Raw genomic sequence first — 12,864 nt, 5'->3', positions numbered from 1 at the left:
TTCAGGCAGATACAGTCACTCACCGGGCTTATATTAGGTGGGGAATCAACTACCGTCCCAGTAACATTGATTTTTCCATCAACGCTGGCACCGAAGGATATTATTTAGAGAGATAGCACTGACCAGTAACGTTTTATTGAATATAGAAATATCCTTTAATAGTTTAAGGATGAGCATTCCGTAACGTTGAGTTTAATTCGCTGCCTGATAAACACCGTATCCGGCCATGGCACCAGCTACATCCCAGACGAAGTCTTTCCAGCTCCACCCTGTACCGCCCTGACGGCTATCGTAGAACTCTTTCCCCGCACCTATACCTATAGAGAACAATAAACCAAAGCTGCGACTGCGGGCGTCTGACCAATTCTGGTGCTCGCCATATGCCGTGCCTGCCGCGGCAAAAGCAGCGGAGGCGAAGAAGTGCTGAGCTTTGTCTTTCCCCGTCCAGCTATCGTTGGCCATGTGGGTGCAGGCAGTGCTCAGAAAGAATAGGGGGGCGATGACGGCCGAACGGAGATATGAACATCGCTCCATGGAGTATTCCTTTTGTAGATGAAATAAAAACCTGTCTTTAGATAAAGTAGCATGTCAATTCCATTACCGAAACCGATCAGAAACTGAATGAAGGGCAATAAGTTAGCTACTTTAGCCGCCAGATATAATCAGCCGCCTTTTGGAGACCATATTTACGGGTAAACTCCGAGCCTTAAAAATCAGCGTCTCTTTAGTATGTAAGATTTAAATCCGATGAAGCCAAAATATGTTGATGGCAAAGTCGTTAGCCATAACTTTAATTTGGCCAATAAAAAACCCGGCTATTAACCGGGTTGCGATCTGACCATCGAAATCTACAGGATGCGGCTGATTAGACGGTCGATACGAATTCGCCGTAAGCGACGAATCAGTTTCCTGACCTTCACCGGATATTGCTGAATATTTTCCAGCTCAAGGTAGTGGGAAACAACTTTGGTATGCGTACGGATGCATTCTAGCTCTTTCGCCCGCTGTTCGTGCATTTCATGCTTGGGATCGTGGATCAAAATGGCGTTTTCCAGATCCAGGCGCCAGGCGCGCGGGTTTAGGTTATTACCCGTAATCAGCTGCCAGGTATCGTCTACCCACATGCCTTTCAGATGATAAGTGTTATCGCCGTCTTTCCATAGTCGAACCACAAGCTGGCCGTTATCCACAAAGCGCTGTAAGCGACTGAGGAAGCGGCGCAGATTTATTTCATACAGATAAGGTAAAGCTCCGATGATCTTGAAAGGCTGATCTTCCGGAATATAGAAATCGTTTGCCGTTTTGTCCCCGACAATAATCTCAACCTGTTTTCCTTCGCGCAGCAAATAAATGATATTGCGTACCAGCAGTGCAGGCAGGTTGAAATAAGGAGTGCAGATAGTGAGCTTTTCGTCGGCAGAACACATCAGATGATGTATTGCTTTATTTAGAGGACTTTTCTTTCCCAGGCCAACCAACGGGGTCACGGCTAGTTCATCATTACTGCTTCGATCCGTAAATTCATAACCGACATCACGCAGGGATAAGCGGAATTGGCGGGTCTCGTTTTTTATTTCAGGGTTTTTTGGACGATCGCTACGATCTAAGCGCTGAACCGCACCGGCTCCCAGGATCTGTTGCTTGATGTATTCCGCCATTGCATTCGCCATAGCCGGATTTTTAATTAACTGGTAGCGATCGTAACGGTATTTATCGTGCTGATGCAGATAAACATCATTAATACTGGCACCGCTGTAAATGACTCTGTCATCAATAATAAAACCTTTCAGATGCAGAACACCCAAGGCTTCGCGAGTATTTACCGGTACGCCATACACTGGAACGGCAACGCCCGGATGCTGTGCCGCCATATCACAATACCAATCGGCGTTGGTATTAACTGCAGCAGCACCAATACGCCCGCGTTGGGCACGATGCCAGTCAACTAATACGCAAATTTCCAGCTCAGGCCGCTGTTGTTTCGCCTGATAAAGTGCCTGCATGACGTCCCGACCAGCATCATCTTGTTCCAGATACAGTGCGACCAAATAAATACGTTGGGTTGCCTGAGCAATTAATTCCAGCAGAGTTGCGCGGAAAACCTTCGGGCAGTAAAGCGTTTGGACATCATCAACTGACTGGGGGAGTTTGGGCAGTTGTGCAAGGTGTTGTTGATGTTTGCTACGTTTGAATTTTGACAACATCACAGTGCGCTTCTTCTCTCGTTATTTGATGGCAAAACCGCCATAGCTTAAGAATACTAATCCATAGAATCTGGCGATAATACCACTAGTTACCCGTGTTGTGCGTAAGTTTTGCCTGCGGGTTAGCTAATCGACCAGCTCTGTGGCCTCGGTCACCCTTATGTTCGTCATCTTTCACGCTGGCTGCTTGCTTCCAATCCAATGACTTCGCGGGTTAAGCTTCGGCAAATTTGTGCCGTTGCCGTTTGGCCACGGCGTGAAATTTATCGGGCATAAATGAGTCAATAAATCACAGTGTTAATTCGAGATTAACGATTCCGTCTTCCAACTGTACGTCAACGTTGAACCCCAACTTTTGTGCCAGTCCGATCATCCCGCGATTGTGCGGCATGGTAATGGCGGTTAAACGGGTTAAACCGTGGCCTCGGGTATAGTGAATCATTTTCTCCAATAGCCGACTGCCTAGCCCCAAACCTTTCAGGTCGGATCGAACCAGTACTGCGAACTCGGCGTCAATATTGTCTGGATCGCTTAAGGCGCGAGTGACACCAATGATTTCGCTGTTTCCATGTTGCTGACGCACAGCGACAAAAGCCATTTCTCGATCGTAGTCGATTTGCGTCATATTCGCCAAATCATCGTGATTGAACTCGTTTATCTCACTAAAATAGCGGTAATAAAGATCTTCTTTTGTCACCTTATCAATGAAGTCTTTCAGCAAAGGCTCGTCTTCTGGCAGGATTGGGCGGAACAGGCAGGAGGAACCGTCTTTTAGGTGCACCAGTTCTTCCAGTTCTTGCGGATAGGGGCGAATGGCCAGGCGAGTTTGCGGATCGCCGCTAATTGGCGCCAACTGCATAGAAACATCCAATAGCGTGAATTCACTGCCGGAGGCCAGCACCGGGTGAATATCCAGACGGGTTATCTCTGGGCAATCGAGTATCAGATTGGAAACCTGCACCAGCAGGTGGCTAAGGCCAGGAATATCCAAAGGTTGTAGCGCGCCCCGCCGGCGAATTTTTCCACCTTTTACCGCCTGTAAAATCAGATAGCGGGCCAGCGCCATATTCAGCGGCGGCAGAGCAACCGCCGCCTGTGTTTCCTGATGCCACTCCACGCCACCTTCTCCCAGCATAATCAGCGGGCCGAAAATGGCATCTTGCTCCACCACAATCCGCAGTTCCTGTGCACCAGCGCGGTGAGCCATGCTTTGTACCAGCAGGCCATGAATACGTGCCTGGGGATAAGTGCGCTTAACCCGATCGAGAATATCATCAGCGGCGCGCTGCACTTCTAGCGCGGTGCGCAGATAGAGCATTACCCCCTGAACCTCCGATTTGTGGGGAATATCCGGTGAGCGCAGTTTGATTGCTACCGGATAGCCAATTTGTTCAGCGATATGTACCGCTTCCACGCTGTCACTGGCAATCCAGGTTGGCAGGATGCTAAGACCGTAGGCTTGCAGAATTGGCTGCACTTCATGGGTATCCAATTGCGTAGTGCCTTCCGCCAGCGCCTGACGAATTAACTGATGCACGTGAGTGGTATTGGCTGTTAGTCCTACCGGTAGAGCGGGTGTTTCCTTTAATTGTTTCTGGTTACGGCGGTATTCCACCATATGCATAAAAGCGGTAATAGCGCCCTCTGGAGTGCGATAAGTCGGTATTCCCGCTTCGGTAAACATTCGGCGGGCGTCCTGAGATGAATATTCGCCACACCAATTAGTTAGTAAGGTAATTCGTTTTCCGCGCGGGTGTTGCTGGATGGCCGAAATCAGCAGTTCGGCCGTTTTATTACCGGGAGCCGCCGCGCTAGGGGAGTGAATTAATAGCAGCGCATCATAATCTGTACTGTCTAATAACGGCCTGACCGCCGCCAGGTAGCGTTCAGCGCTGGCATCGTCCCGTAGGTCTATTGGGTTGCGGATGGTGACAAAAGGCGGTAGTGCCTCGCTTAGCGCGCGATGAGTTTGTTCCGATAAGGTCGCCAGCTTGCCGTTACGGCTAATCAATTCGTCCAGTGCCATCGCCGCTGGCGCAGAGCCGTTGCTGACAATCAGTAGCTTTTCACCGCGTAGCGGGCGCATATGACTGAGCGTTTCGACCGCAGAGAATAATTCGTGCGTGTCTTGCACTCGCAATAAACCCGCTCGTTGGATTGCTGCGTCGTAGGCGGCGTCCAGCCCTTGCTGGCCATCGAGTAACTGCTGAGCGCGCTGAGTTCGACCACTTTTTACTACTAAAATGGGTTTATTACGCGAGGCGCTGCGAGAGGCGGATAAAAAGCGGCGGGCGTCGCTGATATGCTCGATATACAGCATGATGGCGCTGGTTTTGGCATCGCGAGACAGGAAATCGAGCAGATCATCCAAATCGATATCCAAACTGTCGCCCAGCGCAATAAAGTAGGAAAAACCGACTTCTCGCTGCTGCGCCCAGTCCAGCACCGTGTTGGCCACCGCCGCCGACTGGGAGATGAATGCCAGCTTGCCTTTTTGAATCGGAACTGGAGAAAAACTGGCGTTCAGTCCTTGCCACGGAGCCAGTAGCCCAAGGCTATTTGGCCCAAGTAATCGCATGTTATAGCGATGGGCACAGGCTTTTAACTCGGCGAATTGATCTGGCGGCGCGGACAGAATAATAACGGTTTTACAGCCGCGGGTGCCTAAGGCATCCAAAAGTGACAGATTACGGCTGGCATTGGTGCAGAGAATGGCTAAATCCGGCGTTAGCGGCAGGGACGCGATATCCGGATAGGCCAATACGCCGCTGACCGCTTTATAGCTTGGCGTGACCGGTAAAATTGGCCCATTAAACCCGCCGTCCAGCAGATTACGCATCATCAGGAAGCCCGCCCGCTCCGGTTTTTCAGAGGCACCGATAACCGCAATCGACTTGGGGCGTAACAGTGCTTCTAATCCTCGTTGGCTCATGGCGTCTCCTGTTAGTTAACCTGCTAAAGGTTGCCAGAGAGACTTTAGTCGTTTTTTGGCAGAATTGCTGTGACCCGTGGCACTGGATGGTGAGGTTTGCCTGCTAAGTATTGCTGCCTGAAATAGTTAAAGTGTGCGCTCAGTCCTTCCGCCGCTTGCAAATCGCCAGCCTGCTCCAGCAAAGCGGCAGCAACTTCAACGGTGCAATGCTGTTCCGGTCGCTGGGCTTCGCGTAGCTGATAGTTTGAAGTCATGTTGACGTTAAGAGAAAGCATCGGTAATCCCGCAAGATATGGGCTTTTGCGAAACATTTTCTTTGCTTCTGTCCAAGTGCCGTCGAGCAGAATAAACAGCGGTGGCTTGCCGCCTGCAGGGATCTTATTAAGAACCTGTCGATCCGGTTCGGCGTAGGCTTCGGGAAACACGACATAAGGCTGGCGGGAAGGATCGGCAATGGCTGCTAGTAGCGCCGGGTCTACTTCAGTTCTGGCCCACAGGAAGGCCTGTGTGTTCGGCAGAATATCGGCGATTAAACGGCCGGTATTGCTGGGTTTAAGCGGCTCGGTGTCGAACATCACCAAACAAAAACGGCTGGTGGCCTGTAATGGTCTAATGGTGTCGCACAGACACAGACGCTCGGCCAGCAGGCAATTTTGACAGCGAATGGCGCGACAACCGCGGGCGCGGTAAGGGCGAGTCGAAGCGTCGAGGCGTTGTTTACGCAGGCGCAGAACGGCATTTTCAGTCATAACGGCGGCGGCAGATGGTGTATCAGTCACGACTGACTCCTGAGAAAAAGCGCTATTCTAATCAACCCTTGGGGACAGGGATAGAACAAACGCTCCGGCGGAGAAATTCTCGGCCGGAGCGGGGGAGTTAACCGCGATGATTCACTCGAAATGGGTTAAACTAACGCTAGGGTAAACTGATTACTGCGCCAATTGCTCATCCAGCCAGCCTTCAAAAGGGGCTTTAGGCAGCGCGCCGCTGAGCATATCGACCATTTTGCCTTTTTTATACAGCATAATGGTGGGAATGCTGCGAATGCGAAAACGCGTACTGAGAGCAGGTTCCGCTTCGGTATTGACTTTGACGAAGCGAATCTTGCCTGCGCGCTCATTCGCCACATCTTCAAAGATTGGCGCAAAGCTGCGACACGGCCCACACCAAGGCGCCCAGAAGTCGATAACAACCGGCAGGTCGTCCTGTAGCAGTTTATCCAGCGTTTCTGCGGTGGCGTTGCTCACTTCGCCGTCAAACAGCGAATGACCACAGCGGCCGCATTTAGCGCCATCATCAATACGTTCTTCCGGCAGGCGGTTGGTCGCCATACATGCTGTGCATACCGTATTCATAAATTAGCCTTAATTCTTGGGTAAAGAGAGCTGGAAACAACAGTATTAAGTGGTTTTAGCGTGGGAGAGCGCGACTCTGACCACGGTGTTGTTTCGTTTATGTTATCTATTATGATGACAAATGCTGTCATCGCCAAAAAGGTTTATTCGATGAATACGATAGTTGCCGGCTTTTAGCGCTCGCTTATGGCTTACCGGGCGGACATCAGGTAATCTTCGCGCCCTGCGCGTTGGTGGAGAAGACAATGAACGATTCATTTAGTGGCAAAAACGGCAAAGTTAAAGTGATGTACGTCCGTAGTGACGAGAGCAGCAGCGACGACCGTAACAAAAACAAGCGTCCGGCAGGCAAAGGCCGTCCGGATAACGCACGTCAGGGCGGTTCGCATCAGGGCAATCCACGTCAGGATGGCTCACGTCAGGACAATTCACGTCGTGGTGACTCTCGTCGCAGCGATTCAGGCCGTAATGAAAGCGATCGTCCTCGCCGTCCGGCCCGTTCTGAAGATCGCGGCCCGTACGACTCACCGTGGAAGACCGTTTCCCGTGCGCCGTCCGAAGAGCCAGAGTTTGACCACGGCGGCATCGGCGGTAAGAGCCATATCGATCCGGCACAGCTGCGTCGTCAGCGTGCGGAAGAAACCCGTGTGTATGGCGAAAATGCCTGTCAGGCGCTGTTTAACAGCCGTCCTGATGCCATTGTTCGCGCCTGGTTTGTGCAGTCCGTCACGCCGCGATTCCGCGAAGCGTTGAAATGGATGGCGGCAAACCGCAAGGCTTATCACGTGGTTGATGAAGAAGAACTGGCGAAGGCCTCCGGCACCGAGCATCACGGTGGCGTATGCTTCCTGATTAAGAAACGTCAGGGTCTGGACGCGGAAACTTATCTGCAACAGGCTCCGCAACAAGATTGCGTATTGGCGCTGGAAGAAGTGGGTAACCCGCACAATCTGGGCGCAATTATGCGTACTTGTGCGCATTTCGGTATTAACGGCGTATTGCTGCAAGATCCGGCAATGTTGGAATCCGGTGCGGCAGTACGTACCGCAGAAGGCGGCGCGGAACACATCAAAGCGATTAACGCCGATGATTTCCTCTCCGTATTGGATACCTTCCGTAACGCGGGCTACACCATTGTGACCACTTCCAGCCATAAAGGGACGACTCTGGCGAAAGCCGAGCTGCCTGCCAAAATGGTATTGGTGTTAGGTCAGGAAAGTGATGGTCTGACGGACAGCGCGTGGCAGCAGGGCGATCTCAGCGTTTCTATCGGCGGGACTGGCCGGGTAGAAAGCCTGAATGTTTCCGTTGCGACCGGTATTTTACTGGCGGAATGGTGGCGTCAGAACAGCGGCGAATAAGCCATTGAGCTTTGCGTAGCACGCACAGCCAGTGATTTTGTCGCGTTGATTCAGCGGGTTTAACCCGGTAATCCAGTCAGGCTCAAACTATGTTTGGGCCTGATTTGTTTGTAACGTAATATGTTAAATATTTGATTTTTTCAGTATCAGTATCATCCTGTTTTCATTTATTTCCCCGTAAAATCCAACGGACTCTGTTTTTATTCACATGACTATTAATTGATAAATAAGCGAGATGGTTAATTTGTTTTGTTGTTAATCCTATTACCTATATTAAAAGCACGATAAATATTTTGTGTGATAATTTAATGATTAATTTGCTAATAATTAATTAATCCGCATTTAATTAAAATCAATAAAATAAATTAATTCGATAAAAACAGCTAAATTAGAAATAATAGCTATAATTATTTTTTATGATATAAATCGCTGCTTATGTAATTAGATTGATTAATATATGTAATTTCATGCGAGAATTTAAATTAAATACTTTTAAAAACAAGGCGCTATTGTTTCTATAGTGTTGGCGCAATGATGTCGAAACTCGCTATCAGCGCACTCTATATCACCAAAATAATGTATTTCCCGATTTGAATCATCCCAATTTAATTTATTTGAATGTGAGGAAGAGCTTCATGGAAAGGCGTGCATTTCTGAAAGGAGCGGCAGCTCTGGGTTTAACGGCCGGAGCTGCGTCGGTCAATGCGGTAGAAAATGCGTCATTACCGCTGACGGATGATGTTGAAGGGGCATTAGCCCGTTTCCGTAAAACGGTTCCAGCCAATTTTAATTCCGATTATGTTGAGAATGCGGTTATACCTTTCTTTCTGAGTCGTTTCTATGACGGTGAAAAACCGATGTTGCCGATGATTGGCCTGAGTCTCAGCAAGAAAAATGCGCTGCCCTATGATCTGTGGGGATTGCTGTATAAGGATTGGAAACCGACGCCATCCGAAGGAGAAACCGTATTTTTGCAAGGGCTGGATGAGCGCGGAGAACATAATATGCGTAAGCGCATATATTATTCCGCGGTGACGCCCGATTTATATCAGCCAATGTATCAGGAAAAAATCGCGGCATTTTTCGATCTGTTAATGGAACCGCAATTTGCGGATAAACCTTTTATGCGTCACTACGCGGATCATTATGTCGACGTATATTGGGATCTGCATTTAGGCGTTAAAGGGCAGGCGGTACCGCAAAAGGTTCGTGAAGTCGGTGAGTCTTTTAATGCTGTGCTGGCCTATCGCGATCCTCTTCAACCCATTGTCTACGAACATTATATGAGGGTTCGCAGCAATATTGATTATCTTAAACAATGGATTGATGAGCGCGTGGATGATATTCGAACCGGACGCGTTGCCGAACCGCAAAAAACGCTGGCCTGGTATTGGCTAAAAAACTCCGAAAATAACGATAATTTCAGCAAGAAAGATATCGTTTTTGAGTGTTTCCATAACTTTGTTGCTTTCAATCAATGGGGCAAAACGCTGTATGGCATCATGATGAATCTCAGCGAAAATAATGGCGATCCGGCGGTAAAAGCCGCCTTCAAGAAAACCATGAGCGGAGATTATCAGAATGCCAAAGACGCGGCCTACACGCCGTTGGATCTATTGGTTATGGAGTTATTCCGCACTATTTCGCCAAACGCCCGCAGTGTTTCCGTTGCAGAGGATGTGCAGCATAAAGTGTATGGCGAGCGTTTTGGCCTGCCGTTGAAGCGCCATAGCTATATCAACACGCCTCATACCAGCAGTAACTTCAATCCGGTTCACTGGGCGCAGCCGGAGAAATTTGATCCTGAACGTTATCTCAAGGTGCCGACCAGCGCGGAAATCACCGAAGAAGAATGCAAGCGTATCGGTTTGGCTCGCTGCCCGTTCGATATTACCTCAATGCCGGTAAACGATGGCCGCAATATGGCAGTGACCAACAGCGGATTTGGGACGGTATTTAGCGTCATTGATGATAAAAAACAACCGGTATGTGATTACGCCGGTTTTGCTCCCTTTGGTTTCAGCTATCGCCGTTGTCCGGGAGAGCAGTTTACTATTCAGGTTATGGGCGAATTTTTGACCAAAGTCTGGCGGGATAAAATTACCTTCCATAAACTGGCGTTGGTTAAGCCCGAGAGAGTGCCGATCAGTCCGCGAACGGTGATCGATGACAATATCAGTTTCAGAAGATAGCTATAGATACTCGTGATGTTACTGGCAAAAAAATGCCGCTCGTTGATAAGCGAGCGGCATGAGAATCCTGAATCAGCCTGATTTAGTGGGCACCACCGCCACCGCCACCGGAGGTAAACGGAGGACGGGCAAACCACACTAACACCAGTAATAGCAGGAACACCCCAGCCGACAGCCAGAAAATCTCATTAGCCGAAATTATCAGCCCCTGATTGGTAATTTCCCGTGCCAGATAGGCCGAGGCCTGCTGGTGGTTCATGCCTAACTTCTCCAATTCCTGATAGGTCTGCACCGAATTCGGGTTATACGGATTCACAAACTCCGTTAACTGGGAATGGTGCAGAGACTCGCGCTGACTCCAGAGCGTGGTGGTGATTGAGGTACCAATCGATCCCGCCAGCGTTCGTAAAAAGTTAGACAAACTGGACGCGGCCGCCATTCTTTCCGGCGCTAAACCGGACAGGGTAATCGTGGTCAGTGGCATAAAGAAGCAGGCAATAGCGAAACCTTGCACAAATTGCGGCCACGCTGACGCGCCAAAATCCATTCCCGGCTCGAATGTATATGCCCGCCAGTAGAAACAAACTGCATACATAATGAAGCTGAATGTCACTAGCTGGCGCATATCGATACGATGAGAAAAACGCCCGATAATCGGCGACAGTATCACTGGCAAAATCCCGACCGGAGCCGATGCTAATCCAGCCCAGGTAGCGGTATAGCCATAGACTTCTTGCAGTAACTGTGGCAGCAGTACAATAGCGCCGAAGTACAACATATAGGCCAGGCTGATACACAGACAGCCAATAGTAAAGTTACGCGATTTAAACAGCGAGAGGTCGATAACCGGATGATCGTCGGTCAACTCCCAGACAATTAAGAAGGAAATCGCCACCACCGCGACGGCTGCCAAGACAATAATTTCGGTGGAGTTAAACCAATCCAGCTCTTTGCCCTGATCCAGCATGATCTGCAAGGCTCCGATCCCGACCACCAATAGCACCAATCCGATAGTATCGATCGGTTTGATTTCGGTTTTGGTTTCCCGCCCTTTCAGGGTTTGCATCGCGACCAGAATCACCACGATCCCAATTGGGATGTTGATGAAGAAGATCCAGCCCCAGTGATAGTTATCGCTGATATAACCGCCCAGAATCGGGCCAAATATCGGGGCGACCACGATGGTCATCGACCATAGTGCCAGAGCCATTCCTCGCTTGGCGGGGGGATAGTTATTCAGTAGCAAACTCTGCGACAGCGGGATCAACGGGCCGGCAACCAGCCCCTGAATCACGCGGAAGAAGATCAGCATACCTAAACTATTGGAAACGCCGCATAGCCAGGAGGCTAGCGCGAATAGCGCGGTTGACCACAGAAATAAGCGAACCTCACCAATTCGTTTCGCCAGCCAGCCGGTGATGGGGATCGAGATCGCGTTCGCCACACCAAACGAGGTGATAACCCAGGTGCCCTGTGAGTTCGAGGATCCCAGATCGCCTGCTATGGTCGGTATTGCCACGTTAGCAATGGTGGAATCCAGCACCTGCATGAAGGTCGCCAGCGAGAGCGCGACCGTCATCCAGGCGAGTCTGGAGCCCTCTAGGGGTTTTTGAGCCACATTAGCCTCCGGCGGGCTTAACTGGCATTCGCCTGGATCACATCGGCAATCATTTGATTAACCGGTGCCAGATCCAGAGAAAGCGCATTACTTTCGAAGGCGGGTTTTTTACGTACGCTTTCGGCCAGAACCAATCCATCCTGATTAGCCGTATCGACCCGAACGACGGAAGACAAACCGATACGCAACGGGTGCTCTGCTAGCTGTTTGGCATCCAGCTCGATACGCACCGGCAGGCGCTGTACCACTTTGATCCAGTTACCGGTGGCGTTTTGCGCTGGCAGTAAAGAGAAGGCGCTGCCTGTCCCCATATCCAGACCGACCACTTTGCCCTGATAAACCACATCGTCGCCGTAGAAATCAGTGACTACGGTAGCCGGTTGGCCGATACGCATATTAGCCAATTGGGTTTCTTTGAAGTTGGCGTCGATCCACAGCTCATTGGCGGGAACCACGGCCATCAGCGGCGTACCGCTGGCGATCTCAGCGCCAACTTGCACGCTGCGACGGGAAACGTAACCGGTGATCGGGCTGACAATTTTGGTGCGCTGCAACGCTAACCAAGCGTCACGCATTTGCGCGGCGGCCTGCTCGATAGCCGGTTGTTTCTCCAGCGGCGTATTTAAAACCATGGCCTGATTGGCGTTAAATTGCTGTACCGCTACGTCGAGCGTCGCTTTGGCCGCTTCTACCGCATCGCGGGCGTGTTGCAATTCTTCTCGACCAATCGCATCTGCCGCGCCCAGCACTTCACGACGTTTAAGATCGCTTTGAGCTTTTTTCAGTTCGGTTTTTCTTAACTCGATATTGGCCTGATACTGCTTGCCGTTAATCACGAGCTGGTGGGTTTGACGCACGCTGTTCGCCAGCGCGGTTTGTGCTCTGGCAAAAGCCTGCTCAGCATCGGTGGTATCAAGAGTGACCAGTACATCGCCGCTTTTTACCAAATCGGTATTTTCGAAGTTAACGCTAACAACGCTGCCGGGCACCTGGGACATAATCTGTACCTGATTACCGGAAATATAGGCATTATCCGTTTCCTGATGGTGACGCAGCACCAGGAACCAGTAAACCAGATAAGCTACCCCAATAATGATAAAAATAACCGTCAAGAGAATCAGTATATTCTTGCGCTGCTTCTTTTTATTTTGCGGTTGTGGCGGGGTTTGAATTTCCTCGCTTGCGCTCATGGTGTTCTCCAC

Annotated in this window: 9 protein-coding genes; 2 read left to right on the top strand and 7 right to left on the bottom strand. The window is 50.1% G+C overall.

Features of this window, described 5'->3' with window-relative positions; translation table 11 throughout:
- Window positions 1-192: 192 nt before the first annotated feature.
- The 5 genes from ACQ4OC_RS17220 to trxC form a co-directional block, all read right to left on the bottom strand.
- Complete coding sequence (locus ACQ4OC_RS17220) at window positions 193-534, bottom strand: YfiM family lipoprotein (RefSeq protein WP_064516666.1); 342 nt, start codon at window positions 532-534, stop codon at window positions 193-195.
- 314 nt (window positions 535-848) lie between these two features.
- Window positions 849-2,201, bottom strand: coding sequence for a CDP-diacylglycerol--serine O-phosphatidyltransferase (gene pssA / locus ACQ4OC_RS17215; RefSeq protein ID WP_430971442.1), 1,353 nt, complete (start codon window positions 2,199-2,201; stop codon window positions 849-851).
- Between the two features lie 292 nt (window positions 2,202-2,493).
- Window positions 2,494-5,136 (bottom strand): bifunctional acetate--CoA ligase family protein/GNAT family N-acetyltransferase, encoded by a 2,643-nt coding sequence (locus ACQ4OC_RS17210; protein WP_064516670.1) that lies wholly within the window; start codon window positions 5,134-5,136, stop codon window positions 2,494-2,496.
- Between the two features lie 44 nt (window positions 5,137-5,180).
- On the bottom strand, window positions 5,181-5,885 hold the full coding sequence (locus ACQ4OC_RS17205; RefSeq protein ID WP_064518468.1) for a tRNA-uridine aminocarboxypropyltransferase: 705 nt from the start codon (window positions 5,883-5,885) through the stop codon (window positions 5,181-5,183).
- Window positions 5,886-6,065: 180 nt separating this feature from the next.
- Window positions 6,066-6,491, bottom strand: coding sequence for a thioredoxin TrxC (trxC, locus tag ACQ4OC_RS17200; protein WP_430971440.1), 426 nt, complete (start codon window positions 6,489-6,491; stop codon window positions 6,066-6,068).
- Window positions 6,492-6,736: 245 nt separating this feature from the next.
- Between trxC and ACQ4OC_RS17195 the strand changes: the two genes are divergently transcribed.
- The gene (locus ACQ4OC_RS17195; protein ID WP_064516674.1) at window positions 6,737-7,852 is read left to right on the top strand and encodes a tRNA/rRNA methyltransferase; all 1,116 of its coding nucleotides are present in this window, start codon (window positions 6,737-6,739) and stop codon (window positions 7,850-7,852) included.
- Between the two features lie 635 nt (window positions 7,853-8,487).
- A complete protein-coding gene (locus ACQ4OC_RS17190; RefSeq protein WP_084414342.1) occupies window positions 8,488-10,044 on the top strand; it encodes a twin-arginine translocation signal domain-containing protein in 1,557 nt (518 codons plus the stop codon).
- Window positions 10,045-10,126: 82 nt separating this feature from the next.
- On the opposite strand, the gene emrB is transcribed toward ACQ4OC_RS17190, so the two are convergent.
- Window positions 10,127-11,662 (bottom strand): multidrug efflux MFS transporter permease subunit EmrB, encoded by a 1,536-nt coding sequence (gene emrB, locus ACQ4OC_RS17185; RefSeq protein ID WP_064516676.1) that lies wholly within the window; start codon window positions 11,660-11,662, stop codon window positions 10,127-10,129.
- 17 nt (window positions 11,663-11,679) lie between these two features.
- Window positions 11,680-12,852, bottom strand: a complete 1,173-nt coding sequence (gene emrA, locus ACQ4OC_RS17180; protein ID WP_064516678.1) for a multidrug efflux MFS transporter periplasmic adaptor subunit EmrA — start codon at window positions 12,850-12,852, stop codon at window positions 11,680-11,682.
- Between the last annotated feature and the right edge of the window lie 12 nt (window positions 12,853-12,864).

The sequence above is a fragment of the Yersinia sp. J1 genome, assembly GCF_050586585.1.
Taxonomy (GTDB): Bacteria; Pseudomonadota; Gammaproteobacteria; order Enterobacterales; family Enterobacteriaceae; genus Yersinia; species Yersinia entomophaga.
Note: the sequence above shows the minus strand (reverse complement) of the source record. Positions and strands in the feature narration are given on the sequence as shown.